Genomic DNA, 24,489 nt, shown 5'->3' with positions numbered 1-24,489 from the left:
GAATCCGGTTAAGCCATTAACTCAACCAATTGCTCCAAGCAGTCTTTATCCAGTATTGGATGAGGCTCGACGCCCGTTACCAGCACAATATCCACGGAAGGCAGCGATGGCATATCGTCTAAGATCTTAAGATCCTCGCTAACGCTAATATTGCCCATAGCACCGATAGCCATGCCTGAACGTACAATCGCTCTTTGTGCAGAGGCCGTATTGCAACATGCCAGTAGTTGATAAGGAGTGCCACGTTTGGTTAACCCGTCTACCGCTGCCGCGTGGTATTTGCAGTCGGTTTGGAATAGGGCGAGAGGGAGAGTTTGGGCGTTCTTGATATCAAAATCAGGATGAGCAATCCACACGCCTTTGTCGCTTGCTAGCCAGTAACCTTCTTCACTGTCCGGTGCTCTTGTCACAATCGCCGCGTCTAGCTTTCCTTCATCGAGTTTTTCTCTCAAGGTGATGCTTGGCTCACTGAAGACTTGAATAGAACATGTGGGTTCAGATTGCTGCAATACGCGGATGACTTTAGGCAGGATATTGTCGTTGTAATCTTCTGGGCAACCTAAGCGAAGAGGGCGCTTGTTTTCATAACGTTTCACTTGTTTCAGTGCTTGATTGTGCAAGCTGACCAATTGCTCGGCGTGAGAGCGCAGTGCCAGCCCTGCTTCACTCAATACTAGGTTGCGACCTTCTTTTTCAAACAAGCTGACGCTGAGTTCATCTTCCAGCTTACGCATCTGTGCACTGAACGCTGATTGGGTGCGATTGATCTGCTTGGCTGCACGAGTGAAACTTCCCGTTTCGACAAAAGCCAGAAAGCTGCGTAACGCATCGATATCCATATCTAAAACTCATCCATCGTTTTTGTTGAAGTGTTCCATCAAAACTATCCGTTAGTCCCCTTAAATACAATCAGATATTGTGAATGGGTACTCAAAACACGAACCGCATGGAGGCGTCATGAAACTGTTTATTGCTAATCAAAACTACTCAAGTTGGTCACTGCGCGCATGGCTGATCTTTTCTCAATTCAAACTGGATGTGAAAGTCACCAAGCTCAAGTTATTCACGGAAGATTTTTACAAGACCTTGGAAGGTATTACACCAACGGCGAAAGCACCTACCTTGGTGGATGGTGACGCAACCGTGTGGGATTCATTAGCGATTTTGGAATACGTTAACGAGCAATACTTACAAGGCAAAGCATGGCCAAGCAACTCCGCAGAACGAGCTAAAGCACGCGCTATTGCCTCAGAAATGCATTCGGGTTTCTTTGACTTAAGAAACGAACTCCCAATGAACATCCGCGCACGCAGAAAAGTCGATTTAACTGAAGGTGCACGGAAAGATATTGTACGCATTGACGCTATTTGGGCAGAACAAGCCAAGCTGTATCCGAACGGGTGGTTATTTGGAGAATGGTCGATTGCAGATGCCATGTATGCACCTGTGGCATTGCGTTTCCTAACTTACGGTATCGAGTTATCGGAAGGTGCCAAAGCTTACCAACAGAAGGTGCTAGCAAGTGAATCTCTAAAGCAATGGCTCGAAGAGGCGAGCCTAGAAACGGATATCGTAGAAGAAGATGAAGCAGGGGTAGAGGTCTAGTGCCAGTTCTGAATGCTTAAATGTTGTATGTTGAAGCTGGATGTGAAGGATGAGTCCAATCGCACCCAGCTTTTATACTCAAATAGTTAGATTTAACTAGGGGAATTTATCCTTAGCTTATAGAAATCACTGTATCCAGACTTACGTATTTGTATGCCAGACACTCCTTTTTGACAGGTCACTTGTTCTTGGCCCCAAAATAGCGGCAAGATGCTAGCGCTATGCCTCAATGTGGCCAGTACTTCTACTAATCGTCCTTTGTGTGCTCCTTGAGAGATAGCAGTGTGTACAGCATCAAAGTGTTGATCAAACTCATCTGGGTCAAAGATAAAACGAATACCAGTGCCTGTAAGCAACCATTCGTATGCACCGTATTCTAATGGCGGCTCAATGAGATCTTCAATCATCAGCAGATCTGCACTTTCTTTTACGAGCTGGGGTTTACTTGCATCAGATAATTCTACGAACTCTACGTTTAACCCTGTTTGACGAATCAAAGCTACTAGCCAATTGCTCATTTTTTCTAGGTATTTGATGGTCCATTTTGGGTGCGCTAACACAACAGTGCCTGTCAACTTTGGCACATCACTCGTTGGTGCTGACGCTCCAAGCATCTCCATTACGTCTAAGTCACTATTGGCAGCAAATTCAAATCGGCGACTTTCTATAAAGGTAAATAACTGTTGCCACGTTTGATCGCTAATTGAACAGCTGGAACGACGGTTATGTGCCAAATAAGAAAAAGCTTGGATCGTGTAACTTTCATTATCATCAGAGTCTTGGTTGTAACTAAGGTGCTTATCGAGATCTTCTCCCTGATGGGAGAGGGTAATTTGGTCCAATAGTGCTTTCTTAGCGAAGTAATGATGGTGCTTTTTCATCACTATCTTATCTTCTTCCCAGTACTCTAGCTTAAATGGGCCTGTGCCAATTGCCACACTTCTTTGATGACTAAAGGCTTTGTGGCGTCTGGAAGCGATAGATGCATTCGCGGTAGCGAGGCAGTAGATAAATAAGGGGTTCTCCTGAACAAGCTCGATGCAGATAGCTTGTTTTATGTCATCAAAGCTAATTTTGGTGACTTGTTGAAACAACCTTTTTACAGGACCGTCAGTTGTTACTAACTGCTTCAGTGCAATGATGACATCTTTAGCTTCGAGTATGAGACCGTCGTGGCTTAGGATATCCGGACGAAGCCAAATATAGATATACTTACCTTCAGCTTGGTAATCACAGGCTAGGTGGGGTTTTAATTGACCATTAGAATCAATAGTGAATAGGGTATCATAAATGCTTCGTATGACTTGGAGCTCTGAAAAGCGATATGTCACTGATGGATTGAGTTCATTTACCCAAGGGTATTGGCTAATGATAAGAGAATTTGCGTTCTGATTTTCTTGTGCTGCTTCAGCCATTGCTTGGCTGAGTGCACTTGCTGCAACCGTTTTATACGTTTCTAGGTATTTAGGGATAGCATCGAAGTTACCAGTGCTAATTTCATGGTGGATAGTTCTATACAGGGCTTGGTGCATAGAAATCATAACCTTGAGAGTACTAGCTTTTCCACGGCCACGACCTGGTGTCCAGCTTATCCAACCATAGTCATGTAGCATTTTTATAACGTTGGAAGTATTACGCCGAGAAGTTGCGAATACGGTTTCTAACTCATCTAAGCTTACTTGATGCAATTGCGAATGATTATAATGATTTAATAACTGACTCAATCTGCGAAGGCATGTTTCGGTCATTTTGCAGCGCCATAGTTTGTAAATAGATAGGAATGCGACACTCGACTTTAGTATGTAAAATAACCAACCACTAGTTTTGGATTAGCTAAGACTTCTCACTGTAACTCGTTCGAAAAAGTGCAATCACTTGTTTAAGTGAAATATGTTACTACTATTTTTATCTGACAGCTTTTATTTTTTATAATTAAATAAGTTAATAATATTTTCTAAAGTAAGTTACAACTATATTAATTAGATAGTTCTTAATTTCGTACGGAGCTCAATTCTCTAAATGAATAGTGGTGATTACCTCTAGTTTAAGTCAGTAAAATGTACTGATATCTGTTTTATTGAGTACAAAGGAGATGCCTCTAGCCATTGATGAAAACTGGCCAGAGGCAGGGGTGTTAGTCTACCTTGGGAAAGGTAGTAAATATCGTCCACTCATCTTTAACCATGCCTTTGTGGCCAATGACGGTAGCGGTTACACGACGGTTTAAAGCGTGGCTGACATCATCTGTCCCCAATTTAGCTAAATGGGTATCACCAAAGCCAACAATAGTTAACCTTTCCTCTGAAATGCCTTGCTTAATTAATAGGTTGCGTACGTTACTTGCTCGGCGGCGTGATAGCTCAAGGTTGTAAGTCGCGGTACCAACTTTACTTGCGTAACCCTGTATTTCGATAGAAGTCGTAGGGTACTTCTTAAGGAATGCTGCTAATTCAGTGATCTTACGTTGGAATACTGGATTAATGCTGTCTGAATCATTAGCAAACAAAATCTTAAGTTGATACTGTTCTTCTTTGTTTAGGTAGGTTTCGCAGCCATCATTATCTACTTCGGCACCAACAGGGGTATTCGCACATAGATCACGAGCATTGATTACGCCATCGTTATCTACGTCATGAAGGTCAGCAACTTGAATGTGCTCCGGAGTAGGGATGTAATCGAACTTATCAGTCGCAAATGCACTATTTAGGCTCATTGTTGATAGAGCTAGAAATATTAAGGTATTGTTTTTCATCGTGTTTAGTACTCTACTGGCTGAGTCCATTCTTGCGGAATATCGACGCGCAATGCATCAAGAAGTTTTCCTGTAGAAGTTAGAGTTCGGTATTTAGCGTATTGTTGATCGAACTGCGTTTCGAGGTAGTTTTTGCGGGATTCAAATAGCTCATTTTCAGTATTGAGCAAATCAAGCAATGTACGTTTACCAATACGGTACTGCTTTTGATAAGCAACAACGGTGTCTGACATTGAATCAACATGTTGGCTTAGAAAGGTTTTTTGCTTGCCAGTCAATTCTAAAGCACTCCATGAGAGACTAAGCTCTTGCTCAACACTTCGGTAGGCACGTTCACGTAGGTCTTTCGCTTTGTTGAGCTGGTAGGCCATACTATCAGTGTTTGCTGAATCTCTGCCGCCATTATATAGGTTATAGCGGACGCGAAGCATAGCAGTGGTTTCAGAACTGTTACCTTCAATACCTCCTGCATCATCACGCCAGTTTTGTGCTGCTTCAACGGAAACTACTGGATAGTGGTTCGCATCTGCTTGCTGGTACTGGAATCTTGCAGAGTCGACATCTGCTAAAGCTATCTTTATTACTGGGTGGTTTTCAAAAGCCTGATTTTTGGCCTCATCCAAGGAGCTAGGAATAAAGTTTTGGTCTGCGCGTGGAAAGATCAGATCCTGAGGGTTTTCACCCACTAATCGAATAAATGTGGTTTGCGCATCTTTGTAGTTATTTTGTGCAGCTAGTAAATTGCTGTGAGCTTTTGCTAGGCGACCTTCAACTTGAGTCAAATCGGCGACTGAGCCTATTCCCGATTCTGTGCGTTTTTTGATATCAGTATAAATACGCTCGTGCGTATTTAAGTTGCTTTCTGAAAGAGTAATGAACTGCTGTGCCTTAATTACGTCCAGATACGCTTTAGCAACTTGTAGGGCAATATTTTGAGCATCAGCAAGCAATTGATAACGTACCGATTCTGCATCTGCTGATGTGCGATCGATATCGTAAAGAGTTTTAGAGCCATCCCAAATTAGCTGGTTAAATGTAATTGCGGCTTCTTTACGGGTCATGTCGGTTCTATCTGCGGAGTTCGCAGGATCTATGCCCTCATAACCGATACCTGCGTCTAAATCGATGGTCGGTTTGTATGCACCAGTGGATTGTTCAATGATGTAGCGCTTACTCATATATTCATTGAACGCACTTTTGATTTCTGGGTTGGTTGCAAATGTAACCGCTACGGCCTGCTCCAATGTTTGGGCACTGGAATGAAGAGGTATTAACAACCCAAAACAACAAATACTAATACTACTAAGCTTCAAAGGAAGTCTCCCCAAATAATTCGCAACGCTAATTATCTTTAATTTACTGTCTCAATAATGAAACTTTAAGAACTGGATATATTAAAGAAAACGTTTGTGTAAAATCTGGCTTGTTTAATTTAAGCCATCTTTTCTAAAAAAGTAATCTCTTGGAACAAAGTCCCTAAAAATAAGCCGCATAACATATGACTTTCTTAGGGAAAATAAAACAAATTTAAAACATGAAACTTATTGATGGAAAAAGTGCATGTTTTACGTTGAGTAATTAATGATAAATTATTAACTAAATGTATCACTGCCTGAAATAGTTCTCATTTCCTGGTTTAACCGTGGGGGGAAGGCCTATTTCGTCTGCTAAATGGGGAAATAACTTTGGTTGGAAAGTCAAGTTCAGCTACGGAAAAGTATGTTGTAATCGGTAAAGATGGTCATATTAGGGTGGTTGAATCTAAAGATAGCCTACTTCCGGGTGAGATTGTTGTGGAGACGTTGAATGGTGATTCTCTACCTGCGCATGCCTCATTAGAGCGCAGTGATACAAATTCAGATATATCTCCTGAAGTTGAGGAAATCATTAAAGCCGTTGCGCAAGGTGATGACCCTACAGAATTAGGAGAAGAATACGCTACTGCTGCAGGTGAGCAATTAAGTTCTAGCTTAACCAATTCCGGAACGATTGAACGTTTAGGGGCTGAACTTTTGGCAAGTACGTTTTTTGAAACTTCAGGTTTAGACAGTGAGCAGAGCGATACCAATGTTTTGCCTGACGTGCATCGTTCTACTGAAATAGATAGTAGTAATTCCACGGCGTTAATTGATGGTGACGACGTGGGGGCAGTAAGAGAAGACGTAACGCTTACCACAGGTGGCAACCTAAACGTGGATGACCCTGATGCAGGTGAAGCGGTCTTCCAACCCCAAACGGACATTCAAGATGGTAACTGGGGTGCTTTCTCTATCGATGAGCAAGGTAACTGGACGTATGAGCTGAACAATAGCCACCCAGACGTGCAAGCGTTAGACGCCGATAGTGATCCGATTATTCGTACCATGACAGTAACATCTGCGGATGGCACGACTCATGACGTGGTTGTGACAATTACGGGCTCAGACGACAAAGCGATCATCACGCCAGATCAACCGGGCGATGACAAAGGCGCGGTTCAAGAAGACGTAACGTTGAGCACTGGCGGCAACCTAAACGTGGACGACCCTGATGCAGGTGAAGCTGTCTTTCAACCGCAAACAGGCGTTCAAGATGGCAACTGGGGTACCTTCTCTATCGATGAGCAAGGTAACTGGACGTATACGCTGAACAACAGTCACCCAGACGTGCAAGCGTTAGATGCTGATAGCGAACCGGTTATTCGCACCATGACAGTGACGTCTGCGGATGGCACCACTCATGACGTGGTTGTGACGATCACCGGTTCAGACGACAAAGCGGTCATTACGCCAGATCAACCGGGTGATGATAAAGGCGCGGTTCAAGAAGACGTAACGCTGACCACTGGCGGCAATTTAAATGTGGACGACCCTGACGCAGGTGAAGCGGTATTCCAACCACAAACCAACGTTCAAGATGGTAATTGGGGTACTTTCTCTATCGATGAGCAAGGTAACTGGACGTATACGCTGAACAACAGTCACCCAGATGTACAGGCGTTAGACGCTGATAGCGACCCGGTTATTCGCACCATGACAGTGACGTCTGCGGATGGCACGACTCATGACGTTGTAGTCACCATTACTGGTTCAGACGACAACTCCATTATTACGCCAGATCAACCGGGTGATGATAAGGGCGCGGTTCAAGAAGACGTAACGCTAGCCACTGGCGGTAATTTAAATGTTGATGACCCTGATGTGGGTGAAGCAGCGTTTCAGCCTCAAACTAACGTTCAAGACGGCAATTGGGGCACCTTCTCTATCGATGCAGATGGTAACTGGACGTATGAGTTGAACAACAGTCACGCAGACGTGCAAGCGTTAGACGCCGATAGTGAACCAGTTGTTCGTACTATAGCTGTGCAGTCTGTCGGAGGGGGAGCACATCAAATTGTAGTGACGATTACGGGCTCAGACGACAAAGCGATCATCACACCAGATCAACCGGGTGATGATAAAGGCGCAGTCCAAGAAGACGTAACGCTGACCACTGGCGGTAACCTAAACGTGGACGACCCTGATGCAGGTGAAGCCGTCTTTCAGCCCCAAATAGACGTTCAAGACGGTAATTGGGGTACTTTCTCTATCGATGAGCAAGGTAAGTGGACGTATGAGCTGAATAATAATCATCCAGACGTGCAAGCGCTAGATGCCGATAGCGATCCGGTGATTCGAACCATGACAGTGACGTCTGCGGACGGTACCACTCATGACGTGTTCGTGACGATCACGGGCTCAGACGATAAAGCGATCATCACACCGGATCAACCGGGTGACGATAAAGGTGCGGTTCAAGAAGACGTAACGCTGACTACTGGCGGTAATTTGAATGTTGACGACCCTGATGTAGGTGAAGCTGTCTTCCAACCACAGGCCAACGTTCAAGATGGCAACTGGGGTACGTTCTCGATCGATGAGCAAGGTAGCTGGACATATGAGCTGAATAATAATCATCCAGACGTGCAAGCGTTGGACGCCGATAGCGATCCGGTGATTCGTACCATGACAGTGACGTCTTCGGACGGCACGACTCATGACGTGGTTGTGACAATCACGGGCTCGGACGACAAAGCGATCATCACACCTGATCAACCGGGTGATGATAAAGGCGCGGTTCAAGAAGACGTAACGCTGACCACTGGCGGCAACCTAAACGTGGACGACCCTGATGCAGGTGAAGCGGTTTTCCAACCCCAGACAGACGTTCAAGACGGTAATTGGGGTACCTTCTCTATCGATGAGACTGGTAAATGGACGTATGAGCTGAACAATAATCACCCAGATGTACAAGCGTTAGGTGCCGATAGCGATCCAGTTATTCGTAACATGATGGTGATGTCTGCGGATGGCACGACTCATAATGTAGTTGTGACGATTACTGGTTCAAACGACAAAGCGGTCATTACGCCAGACCAACCGAGTGATGATAAAGGTGCGGTTCAAGAAGATGTAACCTTGACCACGGGTGGTAAGTTAAACGTGGAGGATACTGATGCGGGTGAAGCGATATTCCAACCTCAAACCAACGTTCAAGACGGCGATTGGGGTATGTTCTCGATCGATGAGACTGGTAAATGGACGTATGAGCTGAACAACAACCACCCAGATGTGCAAGCGCTAGATGCTGATAGCGATCCGGTTATTCGCACTATGACAGTGACGTCTGCGGATGGCACCACTCATGAAGTGGTCGTGACAATCACTGGCTCAGACGACAAAGCGGTCATTACGCCAGACCAAGCGGGTGATGACAAAGGCGCAGTCCAAGAAGACGTTACGCTGACCACTGGCGGTAACCTAAATGTGGACGACCCTGATTCAGGTGAAGCGGTATTCCAACCACAAACCAACGTTCAAGATGGTGATTGGGGTACTTTCTCGATCGATGAGAATGGTAAATGGACCTATGAGCTGAACAACAGTCACCCAGACGTGCAAGCGCTAGATGCTGATAGCGATCCGGTGATTCGAACTATGACCGTGACTTCTGCGGATGGCACGACTCATGACGTGGTTGTGACTATTACTGGTAACAACGATGCTCCAGAATTTATTAGTGGAACAAATGATAACCACGGCCTTGATGAAGACGGTAAAGCTGATACCGATAGTTACCAATTTAGCATTAATGAGAATGCTGTTGCAGGCATAATTGGGAAGGTTGAGGCATTTGATGTCGATAAAGGCAGCAATGTAACTTATCAGTTAACCAATCATACTGACCTTTTTGAAATAAATAGTCACACAGGTGAGATCAGCGTTAAAAGTGGCGTAGTCTTTGACCATGAAACGTCAGATAGCTACCAACTATTGGTAGAAGCTGAAGACCAGTCTGGGGCAAAGGACATTGCCAACGTCAATGTCGTGATAAATGATATTAACGAAGCTCCGATCGCTGAAGATGACAAAGGTATTGAGAAAGAGACTAAGGTTTTAGATCACACGAACTGGGATGACAGTACCGATATTAGTGTGGATTACTACATCGTTGATACCAACACTGGTAACAAAGTCGGTGACGCTAACAAGGCGGATTACACCGGTGACGGTGGTACGCATAAGTTTGGGGTTAGCTCTTCCTTAGATGGCGGTACAGATCAGGTAAAAGATGGTCAAATTGGGTTCGATGACGCTACTTCACACAGTGAGGCTATGCGTTTCACTTTCGCTGATGGACAAGTCGCAGATCATGCTGAAGTACAAGTTAACAATCTTTGGAGCTCTTGGGAGCCTGGAGTTGAGCGCGGTGTTTGGAAGGCTTACTACAAAGGTGAGGTTGTCGCTTCGGGGGTATTTGAAGGTACTGGCAATGGTAAGCAAGTTGTAAGTATTGATGCGGACGGTCGATATTTCGATAGCATTGAAATGTCAGCTGTGGGTTACAAAGATGGTGTGGTTGATCCTAAGGGTTCGGAGTACTTTGTAACACAAGTTTCCGCCGATTTGACGAGCTTTGATGACGACTATCAAACAACAGGAGCCGGTATTCTAGAGTTGGATGTGTTAGCGAATGATAGCGATCCAGACGGTGATGAACTGACCATTATCGACTACCCACAAACAGAATATCTAAACCTAGTAGATGGCAAATTGGTGTTTGATGCAGCCAAGTATCTTGAGTCATTGCCAGAAGATCAGCGCACGATTAAGACTGGGGAAATAAAGGAATACTCATTTGAATACGTCATTGAAGATGCGGATGGCCTGACTGATAAAGCTGAAGTGACAGTGCATGTGGTAGGTGAGCCTATTTCATTGGATGATTCGCATATCACGCTCGATGAGTCTGCAGTTGGTGCGAACTCTAGCGTACATGCTGAAGGTGATTTAGTTGCCAGCCTTGGTTCTGCATCAGATGCTGAGTTCCGATTTGATTCTGAACAGAATCTGGAGAACGTTACCAGTGAAGGCAAGCCAGTTTTGTTTGAAGTTAGTGATGATCGCGGTACTTTAACCGGATATGTTGGCTCAGGTGATGATAAGGTCAAAGTCATTGAAGCGAGCATTGATGGTAAAACTGGGCATTACACCGTCGAGCAATATGAGCCAGTAGATCACTCGGAACTCGGTGCTGACACGTTAGATATCCCTGTTAGCGTTCAAGTGGATGCGGGTGGCCGAGTTGAAAATGCAACTTTGCACCTTGGTGTTGTTGACTCTTTACCTTCAGTTAATTCAGAGCACCATGAAATCATGGATGTTGACCCACAAAACAACAGTGTTGTTATCGCGTTAGATGCATCGGGTTCAATGTGGGATGACATGGTTAAAAACGAGCAAGGCGTTGAAGTTACCCGCTGGGACCTAGCACGCAGTGCAATTAAGACCATGTTTGAAAAGTATGATGATCTTGGTGACGTTCGATTTAAGATTGCGACGCACTCAGGTTATCCAGATGGTCAAACGTCTGAATGGCTGGAATCGGTAGATGATATTGATGCTTACTTGGATTCGATTGGTCGTGGTGGTTGGACGCCATATAGCCAAGCGATTGACCAAGTAAATGCTGCCTTAACCGACCTTAGTCAAGAAACAGATGACACTAGCAATCATCAGCTTTACTTTATTTCGGATGGTGCGCCAAGCGACTTCAATTCATGGACAAATACGTCAGATCCGGCATATACAGAGTTGCGCGAGAGCTTAATGAAGTGGTCTACAGCAGACGATTTTGAAAGTGAGCAGCGCTACGAGTACTTGGCTAATGGTTGGGATCAACCGACAGAAGCTGAGCAAAGCATCATTCTTGAAAATGCGATGGATCGCAGTATCGGTTCGAGTGGTGCATCTTTAGAGAACATCTGGTCAATTGGTATTGGCGCTGGTGCGGATATGAAATATCTAGAACCAGTTGCAACCGATAAAGGCTCTGCACTGGTAGTAACTGACGACTCACAAATAGAGGGGCTTCTGAACAAAACAGTATCAGGGCAGCTTCAGAGCAATCTTCTAGATGATATTAATGGCGATAGCCAATGGGTGGATCAAATTGAAGTTGATGGTGAAACCTATCATTACAATAAAGCTGATGGCACAGTAAGTGCCAGTAACGGGGCAATTATCTCTCTACACTCGTTAGCAGAGATCGACACTGAGCATGGTACGCTAACTCTTAACTTTGAAAATGGTCGCTATGACTACAAAGCGACGAATGTTAAGGGTCATCAACAAGAAAAATTCAATATCACCGTTCTCGATGCAGACGGCGATACAGCGACTGGTGAAGTGACAATCGATATTCGAGATCGCGCTCCTGAGTTTATTAGCAATACTGATGCAGATCAGACTCATGGAACCGATGTCAGCGGTATGCCAACTGCGGATAATGCAACATTTAACGTTGCAGAGCAGGAAGCTGGATTGCTGGTCGGTAAGGTTAGAGCTTTCGACCCTGATGGTGCAGATACGATTAAATACGAGCTAAGTGGCGGTGATGCCGATTTGTTCCGCGTAGATTCAAATAGCGGTGAGATTTGGCTTAAAGACGGAGTTAAGCTAGACCACTCTGTTCAGGATAGTTATCAGTTGGAAGTCACGGCGACGGATGGTACGGATAAAGACACAACTCAGGTCACTCTAAATGTAACTGAAAACCATGCCCCAACTTCATCGCCAGTACATGGCTTTGCTGAAATGGAAGACTTGCCGATTAACAAAGTGACGGTTGTGTTTGATGAATCAAACAGTATGACTCGCACATTTGATGGGCAAAATACCGTCGGTAGTGAGGCTACTGCACCCAAGACAGAATCAAGAGCTTACAAAGCTGCGGAAGCCCTTCACTCAATGGTTGAGAACATGATTGAAGAGGGTGGGCAATCCAATACTTACATTCGTTTGGTTCGCTTTGATGGCGATACATCAACACAAAGTTGGTTGACGCTTGATGAGGTTGAGCGAATGACACGCCCACCGGAGTTAAATGGGCGCAATGTTGATGACCTGAGTTATCGTAATGATGTGGCAGAATATGTCCGTAACTGGTGTGATATAGACTATGGTACCAACACCGATTACAGCAAAGCGTTAGAAGCCGTGATGGATTCTGGGGATGCAAGCAATGCTGTCTACCCATGGCAAGATGGCTTTGACTTCTTCGGACCAGAGAAACCGACGGAGAGTAAAGATACGATTTTCTTTATCTCTGACGGCGCACCAAACCCTAAAGAAGGTGAAACAGCAGCTCCAGATTTGAATGAACGATGGGAAGACTATAAGCAAACGCATGATGCCAAAGTTTATGGTATTGGTATTGCAACGTCAGACAATGAAAGTGCAGCCCAAGCACTGGAAGAATTGAGCGACCAAGTTGTATTTATCGATTCTGGCGAGCAGTTAGGCCAATTCCTAAATCATTTTTCACCTGAACCAATTGCTGGTGAGTTGCTGTCAGGAAGCCAAGATGCAGATGGCGACATCATGACAGTCTCTTTGGCTGATGGGGATTTCACTCTTTTAAGTGCTGATTTGCATGATGTCACCGTCGACCAAGACCTTGTTTCTTCGACGAGCCAAGTCGATGGGAGCTTACATGTAGAAACGGCATTTGGCTTGTTAGAGGTCGAGTCAAACGGCAGTTACAGCTTTACACAAAGTGATAGCTTTACCTTAGAAGGTAACCAACAAGTTGATCTTAACTTTCTCTTTAAAGTGTCAGACGGAAGAGGCGGGGTGAGTGACAACGTCTTTACTCTAACACTTAGTGAATCAGGTGCAGACGTCGCTTCTACTGAGCGTCATGCTGTCATGGGGAATGACCTAGCCAACTTGCTTGATGGTAGTGAGACTATTGATATCATGCTGGGACAAGACGGTGCAGATACCTTAAATGGCGCTGCAGGCGATGACATCCTAGTGGGTGGTCTTGGCAATGACATTCTCATCGGAGGTTTAGGGAATGATATCCTAACGGGAGGTGAAGGGAGCGATACGTTTACTTTCACCAATGAGTCTTTAAGTTCTGAAACATCTATGGATGTCATCAAAGACTTTAATCTCGGTGAAGATAAATTAGACTTGAGTGATATTGTTTCACCAGCAGATGATGATGTGGCGGCCATGGAAGCCTTGTTGGATCACGTCAGCGCTAGTTTTGATGGTGAACAGGATACCCTCAACCTAACGATTACGAATGAGACAGGCCAATCTACATCGGTCGCACTGGAGCATTTCGACATGTCTGGCCTAGAACTGGGCGCATCAGCGACCTCGCATGAAATTGTTGACCAGTTGTTCCAGCATCACGTTTTTACTTCTGAATAACGCAATCTTATCCAGTTAGAAACCAATATTTTGAGCGGCATCTGAGATATTTCAGGTGCCGCTTTTTTTGATTTTTTCATTGTCCATTTTGATTACAGTCTCTTGATCCAATCTATATTTCCTATTTTATTTTACTTCCCGCAATGAAATTTATAAGTTATTGATTTTATATGGCTTTGTCTGGTTTTAATAAGGTGGGTAGGCCTTATCTCAAGCATCATCTTTGTTGTGTATATAAGTTAATTTTATCAAAGCCAAGAATTGTAGTTTGAACTTATCTATGCGCAGTAGTCATGTTTAAAATGCAAAGTATTCATTTTACTCATACGGTCAAATCAATAATATTTTTGTGGTTATCGAATGAGGACGTTGGTTTTCATATCAAAAACACTTGTGGTGCGCTGGCCGAACTGGAGGTGCCTTTGATATGAGAATTAATCTGTTAAAGGAAACTATTTATGGCTCAGTTAGTCGATGAAATTGTATTTCAATCAGGGGTCAAACTGCATAATCGTATCGTGATGGCACCGATGACGATTCAGTCTGCATTCTTTGATGGCGGCGTAACGCAAGAGATGATCAACTACTACGCGGCACGTTCTGGTGATGCAGGGGCTATCATTGTCGAGAGTGCGTTTGTCGAGAATTACGGTCGTGCTTTCCCTGGTGCGCTTGGTATTGATACCGACAGCAAAATCGCAGGTTTAACCAAACTTGCCGATGCGATTAAAGCCAAAGGCTCCAAAGCGATTCTGCAGATCTACCATGCCGGTCGTATGGCAAACCCTGAGTTCAATGGCGGACACCAACCGATTTCGGCAAGCCCTGTCGCTGCGCTACGTGACAATGCTGAAACACCACTTGAGATGACCAAAGAGCAAATCGAAGAGATGATCGAGCGCTTTGGTGATGCAGTAAACCGTGCAATCCTTGCTGGTTTCGATGGCGTAGAAATTCACGGCGCAAACACATACCTGATTCAGCAATTCTTCTCGCCACACTCAAACCGTCGTAACGATAAATGGGGTGGCAACATTGAAAGACGTACTTCTTTCCCATTAGCTGTACTTGCAAAAACTAAGCAAGTGGCTGAGCAACATAACAAATCTGATTTCATCATCGGTTACCGCTTCTCTCCTGAAGAGATTGAACAACCGGGCATCCGCTTTGATGACACTATGTTCCTATTAGACAAGCTTGCGACTCATGGCTTGGATTACTTCCATTTCTCTATGGGTAGCTGGTTACGTAACTCAATCGTTACGCCTGAGGACCAAGAGCCGCTAATCGACAAATACCGCAAGCTTCAATCTGAAAGTGTGGCGAAAGTACCAGTGATTGGTGTTGGTGGTATTGCTCAACGCAAAGATGCAGAAAACGCACTTGAGCAAGGTTACGATATGGTCAGTGTCGGTAAAGGTTATTTGGTTGAACCAACTTGGGCAAACAAAGCGCTTAACGATGAAACTTGTGCTGAGTTTGCGGACATTGCGCAACAAGAAGCGCTGCAAATTCCAACGCCACTTTGGGAAATCATGGATTACATGATTGTGGACAGTGCAGCAGAAGCATTGAAGCACCAACGCATCAAAGAGCTGCAGAACGTTCCAATCAAATTTAACTCAGGTGAATACACGGCGTATGGTCGTGGTCACAATGGTGATTTACCTGTTACCGTTACTTTCTCTGAAGATAAGATCCTCGACATTGTGGTGGACTCTTCAAAAGAATCGGACGGCATCGCAAACCCAGCATTTGAACGTATTCCTCAACAAATTCTTGATGGTCAAACACTGAATATCGACGTGATTTCAGGCGCGACAGTCAGCAGCCAAGCAGTACTGGACGGCGTATCGAACGCGGTTGATCTAGCGGGCGGCAACTCAGAAGCGCTGCGCTGCAAAGCCAAAGAAGCGGTTGCATGGTCATCGAAAACCATCGAAGAAACCGTGGATATCGTGGTTGTTGGCGGCGGCGGTGCTGGCTTGAGTGCAACGTTGACGGCACTAGACAAAGGCAAGTCGGTTATTTTGCTTGAGAAGTTCCCTGCAATCGGTGGTAACACGGTGCGTACTGGCGGTTGGGTGAACGCGGCAGAACCAAAATGGCAAGGTGATTTCCCAGCACTTCCTGGCGAAAAAGAAACCTTGATGCTGCTAGCGAAAACAGCGGAATCCGAGTTTGAGGGTGAGTACCTTGAAGATTTCAAAGTACTTAAAGCGCAACTGGACGGTTACTTTACGGACCTTGAGAACGGCAAGCAGTACTTGTTTGATTCTGTCGAATTACACCGCATTCAAACCTACCTTGGCGGCAAACGTACTGACCTGAACGGTGAATCGATTTACGGTCAATACGATTTGGTTGAAACCCTAACATCTCGCTCTATGGAATCCATTGATTGGTTGAGTGAAAAGGGCATTGATTTTGACCGTAGCTTTGTTGAGATTCCTGTTGGTGCCTTGTGGCGTCGTGCACACAAACCTAAACGTCCAAAAGGCGTAGAGTTTGTCGACAAACTATCAAAACGCATCCAAGAGCAAAACGGTCGCATCATTACAGATACACGAGCGACGGATTTGATGGTTGATAACGGTAAAGTGGTGGGCATCAAAGCGGTTCAAGCGGACGGTACTGAGCTTATCCTACATGTGAATCATGGTGTGGTGTTGGCTTCTGGTGGTTTCGGCGCAAACACTCAGATGATCAAAAAGTACAACACATACTGGAAAGAAATCGCGGACGACATCAAGACCACAAACTCACCAGCATTGGTTGGTGACGGCATCGAAATTGGTGAGAAAGCGGGCGCAGAATTAGTTGGTATGGGCTTTGTGCAATTAATGCCAGTTGGTGACCCTAAATCAGGTGCGCTGTTAACTGGTCTGATTGTGCCACCAGAGAACTTTGTATTCGTGAACAAGCAAGGTAAGCGCTTTGTTGATGAGTGTGGTAGCCGTGACGTGCTTTCTGAGGCGTTCTTCGATAACGGTGGTCTGATTTACATGATTGCGGACGAGAACATTCGTCAAACCGCAGCGAATACGTCAGATGAAACCATCGAGCGCGAAATCAAAGAAGGCATCATTATTCAAGCTGACACGCTAGAAGAGTTGGCAGAGAAAATTGGCGTTCCGACGCAAGAGCTCACTAACACCATCGCACAATACAACGCTTGTGTGGATGCAGGACAGGATCCTGAGTTCCATAAGAGTGCATTCGGTTTGAAAGTGGAAAAAGCACCGTTCTACGCGACGCCACGTCAGCCTTCAGTTCACCATACAATGGGCGGCTTGAAGATTGATACTAAGGCGCGAGTGATTGGTAAAGACGGCGAAGTTATTCAAGGTCTGTACGCAGCGGGCGAAGTTACGGGAGGCATCCACGCGGGTAACCGTCTCGGAGGTAACGCGCTGATCGATATCTTCACTTATGGTCGTATCGCTGGTGAGAGTGCATCTGATCTTGTTTAAGCACTCATTCAAGAGCGAAACAGAGCAAGATAAGTAATCAATAAGAGGGGAGTGATGCTTCCCTCTTTTTCCGTATTTAGTGTTTGGAGAAATCGATGAGCACCAATAAATACAGCGCCAGATTTCAGATGATGGGCACCTTTATCGATGTGGTGGTGTATCACTCGAACGGTGAGCAACTGATAAGAGAAGCCTACGCGCAACTCGCCGATTACGCAGAGCGATTTACGGTCAATCAACCAGACTCTGAGCTGATGTGCGTCAACCAAAATGCGGGTATTACACCGGTGGTGGTAGCGCAGGATCTATTTGACCTGATTAAGCTTGCTAAACAGCACAGTGAAGACACAAGAAACCCGTTTAACGTTGCAGTTGGTCCGCTTGTAAAAGCTTGGCGAATTGGTTTTAAGGATGCCAAAGTGCCGTCTCATGACTTGATTGCCGACAAGTTATCCTTGGTTGATCCTACCAAGATCATTTTGAATGAAGATGACCACTCGGTGTTCTTAAGTCAGAAGGGGATGGAGATAGACTTGGGCGCGATTGCTAAAGGTTACTTCGCTGATCAGGTAAAGAACAAACTGGTTGAAGCAGGCGTACCAAGCGGTTTTATCAGTTTGGGTGGGAACGTACTGACCATTGGTCATTCGCCAGATAACAGCAACAAAGCATGGAATGTGGGCATTCAGAACCCATTATCAGAGCGTGGTGACGTCCTTCGCGTCGTACCTTTACAAGGCATGTCGATGGTGACATCGGGTATCAATGAGCGATTTTTTGAATCAAACGGGCAGCGTTATCATCACTTGTTGGATGCCAAAACGGGGATGCCAATCTCAACCGATATCGCCAGTTTGACGATTATCTCTCGCCTGTCTGTCGATGGTGAAATTTGGAGTACCGCCGGCTTTTTATCAAGCGTAGAAGAATCGATGTCGTACCTAAATCAGCAACAGGGTATCGAGGCAGTGGTTGTTTCAAAGCAAGGTGAAGTGCACGTCACACAAGGGCTGATGGACTATAAAGGCTGTATTTTATTGCGCGAAGAGTCAGCTCTGGGAGAGTAATATGAGGCAGAGATTCAAACCTGCCTCATATCATTAACTTATCGCGTTAGCGTTAATCGTCCGCACCGCATTTAGCGCACTCTTCGTACGTGCGTTCGCCTTCACTGATCACAACATAACTACCCACACATTGGTCACATAGCGCCAGTTTTGGGTAGGCAATTTTCTCTTTCTTAGACGTCGTGTCGCCTTCAGTTACGTAGTATTTTCGCATTGTCATGATTCATCAGTTGGTACAAGGGTGGTATTATATCCGGAATTGATGAGGAATGGCGATAATATCGCATTACGCCACCGACTCTATCTCACTCGGATATTGGTTGTTCAGCCAAGCTAAGGCATCTAGCCAGAGATCGTCTTCATGTTTCTTACGGAAGAAGCCAAAGTGTCCCACTTTGGTACCTAGTTGTTTAGTTTTCACTGTCTCTATTTCGACGTTCGCGTTGCTGTAAAAGCTGGCAAGCTGATGGACGGATTTTGGCGGTGCAAAGTCCATATCATCATCGATCAGTTTGAACTTAATATCACAGGTCATTTTCTCGAAATTTTCGCGGATTGGTGTGGCGTTTTCATCAATGATGTAGTGCGGATCGCGTCCCCAGTATGCCCATTGTTTGGCAATGCATTCTGGTAGAGCTTCGCCACCAAGAAAGACTCCCGGAACTTTGCCAAACAGCGTTGATAACACTGGAACGGCGAAATACCACATGGCAAACATGCGCGGTTTAGCAATGCCTTCCCAATTTGCCCAATATCCGCTTTGAGAGGAAACACAGTAAACGCTTTTAAATACCGTGTTGTTTGCCGCTAAACCTAAGATCTGACCGCCAACGCTGTGCCCAATACAGTGCCAATCGAGTGCAGGGTGATGGGTTGTTGCCCAATCAATGACGGTTGCCAAGTCCTTTTCTCCCCATGCTTGCATTGTTAAGCGAGGATCGCGCGTATCTTGAATGGCGGATTGACCAATACCGCGATAGTCATAGGTCACCACCAAATAACCATTTTGCGCGAGGAATTGAGCAAAACGTTGATAATAACTTTGCTTAACTGCGGTAGCTGCGTTGATGATGATGCCAGCTTTTACCTCGCTTTCAGGATGGAAAACTCTGGCATGGATGGAGAGCGCATCAGGCGTTTTAAGTACTAATTCATTATTCATTGTCGTCCTGACTTGTTGTTATTGAATTGTTAACTTACCTTGATTCAATCTTTGGTGAGTTTCAATGAATCAAAGAAATACAAGCGGATGAGTTTGAAGTAACTCAAGTTTTGCGAGGCATCACTCGTTATTGTATTGGGAAGGGGCGAGGGAACTGAACGGTCTTGGCTGAATAGTGAAATAGACGACAAACAAAAAGGAAAGCGACATGAAGGCGGCTTTCCCTTGTTCTTCGTGGGCAGAGTGTCTAGGGACTAGCTCAATAGATCCACGATTGCTTTACCTACGCCGTGTGCGCTCGTTGGGTTTTGACCTGTGATGACTCGGTCATCCACAATCACAAGCTCTTGCCATGGTTGCACTTTAGAGTAGCGCGCTGCGCCACGAGCAAGAGACTCTTCCAATAGGAATGGGATGTCGTTGATGGTGCCGAAGTCGATCTCTTCTTCGCGAGTGAAACCTGTTACTGATTTAGACGAAAGTAGCTTTTCGCCATTGCTAAGCGTGATAGGGAGAAGAGCGCCCGGACCATGACAAACTGCTGCCACAATACCGCCATCTTCATAGTGTTTTGCAGAAATCTTGGCAAAATCTTCGTTGCTTGCTAAGTCTGAAAGAAGACCAAAGCCACCCGGATAGAAGATCGCATCGTAGTTGTCACCGTTGATTTGTGACACTGGAATCGTGTTGTTGATGCGGTTCTGGAAATCATCATCCGCCAAGATTTTCTCGTTTACTGCGTCACCTTCGATGTCGGTTCCGTACAGTGGTGCTTGCCCACCTTTGATAGAAGCAATGTCGTAAGCTAAGCCTGCACCCAGTAGTTCGCTAAGTGCATGAGTGAGCTCTGGCGCGTAAGTTCCGTTTGCTTGGTCAGTTTCACCAAGGGTCGCATGGTTCGTCACAATGATGAGTACTTTCTTCATGATGGTTTCCTTTTTGGCTTACGTGTATTTGTTGAACACCCTCATACTAATTGCTAAACAAATAAGTGATAATACGACTAATTGGCAAAACATTATTGCTATATAGCAAAGGTAAGTATGGACAGTTTTGAAGGCATCAATGAGTTTGTTACGGTTGCTGAGAGCTTAGGGTTTTCTGCAGCGGCAAAACAGTTAGGTTGCAGTACCAGTCACGTCAGTCGCCAAGTCACAAGATTAGAAGAGCGACTAGGTGTCGCTTTGTTAGCACGTTCGACAAGAATGGTGAGTCTAACCGAAGCAGGGCAAGCGTATTATCAGCAGTGTAAAGAGTTGGTGATTGGGCTTCAGCAAGCCAATGAACAGCTCACCACGCAGCAAACTCAATTGAGCGGTACGTTACGTGTGAGCGTCGCTGGTGCGTTTTCTGAGAACCATGTAGCGCCTGCCTTGATGGCGTTTGCCAAGCAACATCCTAATCTCACGGTAGAGATCAACTTCAATACCAGCATGGTCAACTTTATTGAAGATGGTTTCGATTTTGCCATTCGTTATGGCAGGTTGAGTGATTCAGGCTTGGTTGCGAGAAAGCTGGTGGATCGTCCGATGGCAGCGGCAGCCAGTCAGCGTTATCTCGATGAACATGGTTTGCCAACGCACCCCGAGCAACTCAAGCGTCATAGCTGCATTATTGCCAACAAAGACGTTTGGTTGTTTGAAAAAGACGGCAAGCCGTTAGATGGCGTAAAAGTGCAGGGCAGATGGAAGAGCAATAACGCACATACGGTTTTGCACGCCTGTGCAGAAGGGTTAGGTGTGGCGTACTTACCGAAGAGCAGCTTTAACGATGCTATTTCGTCCGGTCTTTTGGTGCCAATCCTAGAGGCCTATTGGGGAAGTGGCAACAGCAGCTGGATTGTGTATCAGAATCGTCACTTTTTGCCTCTACGAGCGCGATTAGCTATCGATTTTCTACTTGATCATTTTGCCGATTGGCAGGAGTAATGATGCTCTGCCAATCGGTTTGTTTATCCATTCATTAGACCGTCAACATACTAACGTTTCTACATGTTTTGATAGCTCGGTCCGCCGCCACCTTCAGGTACTTTCCATGTGATGTTTTGCGAAGGATCTTTGATGTCACAGGTTTTGCAATGCACACAGTTTGCGGCATTAATTTGAAATGTTCGCTCGCCTTCTACTTCTACCACTTCATACACGCCAGCAGGGCAGTAACGTTGGCTCGGCTCATCAAACTTCTTCAAATGGACTTGAATCGGAATATGAGGATAGGCGAGCTGCAAGTGGCAAGGCTGATTTTCTTCGTGTTGTGTTCCAGACAAAAATACCGATGAGGGTTTATCGAAGCTGATTACACCATCTGGTTTCGAGTATTGAATAGGTTGGCACTCATCAATTGGTTTCAGCTGTTCATGATCGTTCGAAGGATCTGTGATTGTCCACGGTATTGGTTTCTTAACCAGAGGCTGCCACAGATTGTGTTCGAAGGTGGAAAGTGCGCCGCCGAGTATGCTGCCGAATTTGTGAATGTTCGCACCAAAGTTGCGTGTGTCACTAAGCTCTTCATACAACCATGAATCTTCAAACTTGGTTTGGTAATCCGGTTCCGAATTGGATTGTGTGAATGCTTCAGCAATGGCTTCTGCGGCAAACAAACCGGATTTCATCGCAGTATGGCTGCCTTTGATTTTAGCGACGTTTAAGGTGCCCGCATCACAACCAATCAATAAACCGCCGGGGAATTGCTGTCTCGGCAGAGAAGATAACCCACCTTTCGCAATGGCTCTTGCGCCATAAGCGATGCGTTGGGCGCCTTTCAAATGTTGTTCGATTGCAGGGTGGTGCTTAAAGCGTTGAAATTCGTCAAACGGACTCAAGTAAGGATTGCTGTAATTTAGGTCGACAATAAGCCCGACGGCGATTTGGTTGTTCTCCATGTGATAGAGAAAACCGCCCCCCGTGGTGTTGGATTCACTCAAAGGATACCCTGCAGAATGAATCACGCTGCCTGATTGGTCTCTAGCATCGGCAGGTAACTCCCAAATCTCTTTAAGCCCAAGCGCATAATGTTGCGGTTGTTTATCGTCGTCTAAACCAAATCGTTGGATGAGCTCTTTACCTAAATGACCTCGGCACCCCTCGGCGAATACGGTGTATTTGGCTTTTAGCTCAATACCGGCTTCAAAGTTGGGTTTGGCTTCTCCGTTCTTGTCCAAGCCCATATCGCTGGTGTTTACCCCTGTAACTGCGCCAAATGCATCGTAGTTAATTGTGGATGCGGCGAAACCGGGATAGACCTCAACACCAAGTGATTCTGCTTGTTCTGCTAACCAACGACACAAGTTCGCTAAGCTGATGACGTAGTTGTTTTCGTCATTGTGCATTGGGTTGGGAGTAAGGAAATGGGGAACACGAACGTGATTAAGCTCTGTGGTTAGGTACAAGAAGGCATCGTTTTTTACCGCGGCGGAAAGCGGTGCGCCCATGTTTTGCCAATCAGGAAAGAGTTCGCCTAATGCGCGCGTTTCGAAAACCGCGCCAGATAAGATATGTGCACCAACTTCTGAGCCTTTCTCTACCACACAAATAGATAGCGGTTCGCCTTCACGCTCTTGGTTGAGTTGCGCTAAGCGGCATGCTGCACTCAAACCTGCAGGTCCGGCGCCGACAATCACCACATCAAATTCCATGCATTCTCTTTCCATCTTCTTGCTTCCTTTATGCGAAATCTTTCTTTGTGTTTCAGGTGCTTCTTCTATTACGCAGTGCTCGTATAAAGAACTATAGTCCAGTTGACGTAAACGTAAACTAAACTAAGCTCAAATGGTAACGTCATAAGGCGTGATAAAGATTTTGAGTGACAATGTCACAATGCATTTTTTGTTATCAAGGTAATGAAAAAGCTGAGCTTTAACACCAATCTTTGTCACGCATGACCCAATTGCTAGGACGCGTATCGCTTTGCGATCTGCTAGGAGGGAATGTGAAAGTACTGGTTGCGATTAAACGTGTAATTGACCCTTACGTTAAAGTAAGAGTGAAATCTGATGGTTCCGGTGTGGAAACCAACAACGTGAAAATGACGATGAACCCATTCTGTGAAATTGCGGTGGAAGAGGCTGTTCGCCTTAAAGAAGCTGGGGTAGCAGAAGAGGTGTTAGTGGTGTCGATTGGTGACGCCAGTTGTCAGGAACAATTGCGCTCAGCGCTCGCATTAGGTGCGGATCGTGCGATTCATATTGATGTTGAACAGTCACCAGAACCGCTTGCGGTCGCGAAGTTACTCAAAGCTGTGATGGAACAAGAGCAGGCTCAATTGGTGCTGCTGGGTAAACAGTCAATCGATACGGATAACAACCAAGTCGCGCAAATGTTAGCAGCACTGACGAATCGTCCGCAGGGGACATTTGCTTCGGAAGTGAAAGTCGAAGGGGAAACGGTTCTGGTTACTAGAGAAATCGACGGTGGCTTAGAAACTCTGAAACTGGATCTGCCTGCAATCATCAGTACGGATTTGCGATTGAATGAACCGCGTTATGCCTCGCTACCGAACATCATGAAAGCGAAGAAGAAGCCGTTATCGGTAATGACGCCAGACTTCTTTGGTGTGAGTGTTGAACGCTCTCAGCAAGTGCTGGAAGTCATGACACCGCCTGCCCGTAAAGCCGGTGAGATGGTTGGCAGTGTGAGCGAGTTAGTCGACAAGCTCAAAAATGAAGCGAAAGTGATTTAGGAGGCATAAC

General features: G+C 45.5%; 14 protein-coding genes. 6 read left to right on the top strand and 8 right to left on the bottom strand.

Annotation, left to right across the window (positions count from 1 at the left end; all coding sequences use genetic code 11):
* Positions 1-8 precede the first annotated feature (8 nt).
* Entirely contained in the window at positions 9-839 is an 831-nt protein-coding gene (locus tag KIV41_RS18355; RefSeq protein ID WP_285337310.1) for a LysR family transcriptional regulator, read from the bottom strand.
* Between the two features lie 118 nt (positions 840-957).
* Between KIV41_RS18355 and KIV41_RS18350 the strand changes: the two genes are divergently transcribed.
* Positions 958-1,605: a glutathione S-transferase family protein gene (locus tag KIV41_RS18350; RefSeq protein WP_252042942.1), complete on the top strand. Its 648-nt coding sequence runs from the start codon at positions 958-960 to the stop codon at positions 1,603-1,605.
* 92 nt (positions 1,606-1,697) lie between these two features.
* Here KIV41_RS18350 and KIV41_RS18345 read toward each other — a convergent pair whose 3' ends face one another.
* The 3 genes from KIV41_RS18345 to KIV41_RS18335 all read right to left on the bottom strand — a co-directional run bounded on the left by KIV41_RS18345 (position 1,698) and on the right by KIV41_RS18335 (position 5,670).
* Positions 1,698-3,353, bottom strand: a complete 1,656-nt coding sequence (locus KIV41_RS18345; RefSeq protein WP_045386917.1) for an ABC transporter substrate-binding protein — start codon at positions 3,351-3,353, stop codon at positions 1,698-1,700.
* A gap of 386 nt (positions 3,354-3,739) precedes the next feature.
* Positions 3,740-4,357, bottom strand: a complete 618-nt coding sequence (locus KIV41_RS18340) for an OmpA family protein (protein WP_071234357.1) — start codon at positions 4,355-4,357, stop codon at positions 3,740-3,742.
* Positions 4,358-4,362: 5 nt separating this feature from the next.
* On the bottom strand, positions 4,363-5,670 hold the full coding sequence (locus KIV41_RS18335) for a TolC family outer membrane protein (protein WP_252042940.1): 1,308 nt from the start codon (positions 5,668-5,670) through the stop codon (positions 4,363-4,365).
* A 372-nt stretch (positions 5,671-6,042) separates the two neighbouring features.
* Here KIV41_RS18335 and KIV41_RS18330 point away from each other — a divergent pair, with 372 nt between their 5' ends.
* The 3 genes from KIV41_RS18330 (at position 6,043) to KIV41_RS18320 (ending at position 18,640) form a co-directional block, all read left to right on the top strand.
* Entirely contained in the window at positions 6,043-14,100 is an 8,058-nt protein-coding gene (locus KIV41_RS18330; protein WP_285337306.1) for a VCBS domain-containing protein, read from the top strand.
* 458 nt (positions 14,101-14,558) lie between these two features.
* A complete protein-coding gene (locus KIV41_RS18325) occupies positions 14,559-17,573 on the top strand; it encodes a flavocytochrome c (protein ID WP_285337304.1) in 3,015 nt (1,004 codons plus the stop codon).
* Positions 17,574-17,668: 95 nt separating this feature from the next.
* Complete coding sequence (locus tag KIV41_RS18320) at positions 17,669-18,640, top strand: FAD:protein FMN transferase (protein WP_285337303.1); 972 nt, start codon at positions 17,669-17,671, stop codon at positions 18,638-18,640.
* Between the two features lie 52 nt (positions 18,641-18,692).
* Here the strand turns inward: KIV41_RS18320 and KIV41_RS18315 are convergent, their stop codons facing one another.
* From KIV41_RS18315 to KIV41_RS18305, 3 genes are all read right to left on the bottom strand, one after another.
* Positions 18,693-18,860, bottom strand: a complete 168-nt coding sequence (locus KIV41_RS18315; protein WP_153303268.1) for a hypothetical protein — start codon at positions 18,858-18,860, stop codon at positions 18,693-18,695.
* A gap of 66 nt (positions 18,861-18,926) precedes the next feature.
* A complete protein-coding gene (locus KIV41_RS18310; RefSeq protein WP_285337301.1) occupies positions 18,927-19,802 on the bottom strand; it encodes an alpha/beta fold hydrolase in 876 nt (291 codons plus the stop codon).
* Between the two features lie 254 nt (positions 19,803-20,056).
* A complete protein-coding gene (locus KIV41_RS18305; protein WP_285337299.1) occupies positions 20,057-20,728 on the bottom strand; it encodes a type 1 glutamine amidotransferase domain-containing protein in 672 nt (223 codons plus the stop codon).
* 117 nt (positions 20,729-20,845) lie between these two features.
* Here KIV41_RS18305 and KIV41_RS18300 point away from each other — a divergent pair, with 117 nt between their 5' ends.
* Positions 20,846-21,730 carry a LysR family transcriptional regulator gene (locus KIV41_RS18300; RefSeq protein WP_285337298.1) on the top strand — a complete coding sequence of 295 codons (885 nt, stop codon included), beginning with the start codon at positions 20,846-20,848 and terminating at the stop codon, positions 21,728-21,730.
* A 59-nt stretch (positions 21,731-21,789) separates the two neighbouring features.
* On the opposite strand, the gene KIV41_RS18295 is transcribed toward KIV41_RS18300, so the two are convergent.
* Positions 21,790-23,451 (bottom strand): electron transfer flavoprotein-ubiquinone oxidoreductase, encoded by a 1,662-nt coding sequence (locus KIV41_RS18295; RefSeq protein WP_285337296.1) that lies wholly within the window; start codon positions 23,449-23,451, stop codon positions 21,790-21,792.
* A 278-nt stretch (positions 23,452-23,729) separates the two neighbouring features.
* Here KIV41_RS18295 and KIV41_RS18290 point away from each other — a divergent pair, with 278 nt between their 5' ends.
* Positions 23,730-24,479, top strand: a complete 750-nt coding sequence (locus KIV41_RS18290) for an electron transfer flavoprotein subunit beta/FixA family protein (protein WP_132697406.1) — start codon at positions 23,730-23,732, stop codon at positions 24,477-24,479.
* The last annotated feature ends 10 nt before the right edge of the window (positions 24,480-24,489 follow it).

The sequence above is a fragment of the Vibrio sp. D401a genome (assembly GCF_030248515.1).
Taxonomy (GTDB): Bacteria; Pseudomonadota; Gammaproteobacteria; order Enterobacterales; family Vibrionaceae; genus Vibrio; species Vibrio rotiferianus.
The sequence above is the reverse complement of the archived record's forward strand: the minus strand, read 5'-3'. Positions and strand labels throughout refer to the sequence as shown.

Coding starts and splice junctions, on each gene's coding strand:
- KIV41_RS18305 (WP_285337299.1), bottom strand. CDS start 20,728: ATGAAGAAAGTACTCATCATTGTGACGAACCATGCGACCCTTGGTGAA.
- KIV41_RS18315 (WP_153303268.1), bottom strand. CDS start 18,860: ATGACAATGCGAAAATACTACGTAACTGAAGGCGACACGACGTCTAAG.
- KIV41_RS18295 (WP_285337296.1), bottom strand. CDS start 23,451: ATGGAAAGAGAATGCATGGAATTTGATGTGGTGATTGTCGGCGCCGGA.
- KIV41_RS18300 (WP_285337298.1), top strand. CDS start 20,846: ATGGACAGTTTTGAAGGCATCAATGAGTTTGTTACGGTTGCTGAGAGC.
- KIV41_RS18310 (WP_285337301.1), bottom strand. CDS start 19,802: ATGAATAATGAATTAGTACTTAAAACGCCTGATGCGCTCTCCATCCAT.
- KIV41_RS18350 (WP_252042942.1), top strand. CDS start 958: ATGAAACTGTTTATTGCTAATCAAAACTACTCAAGTTGGTCACTGCGC.
- KIV41_RS18320 (WP_285337303.1), top strand. CDS start 17,669: ATGAGCACCAATAAATACAGCGCCAGATTTCAGATGATGGGCACCTTT.
- KIV41_RS18345 (WP_045386917.1), bottom strand. CDS start 3,353: ATGACCGAAACATGCCTTCGCAGATTGAGTCAGTTATTAAATCATTAT.
- KIV41_RS18340 (WP_071234357.1), bottom strand. CDS start 4,357: ATGAAAAACAATACCTTAATATTTCTAGCTCTATCAACAATGAGCCTA.
- KIV41_RS18355 (WP_285337310.1), bottom strand. CDS start 839: ATGGATATCGATGCGTTACGCAGCTTTCTGGCTTTTGTCGAAACGGGA.
- KIV41_RS18325 (WP_285337304.1), top strand. CDS start 14,559: ATGGCTCAGTTAGTCGATGAAATTGTATTTCAATCAGGGGTCAAACTG.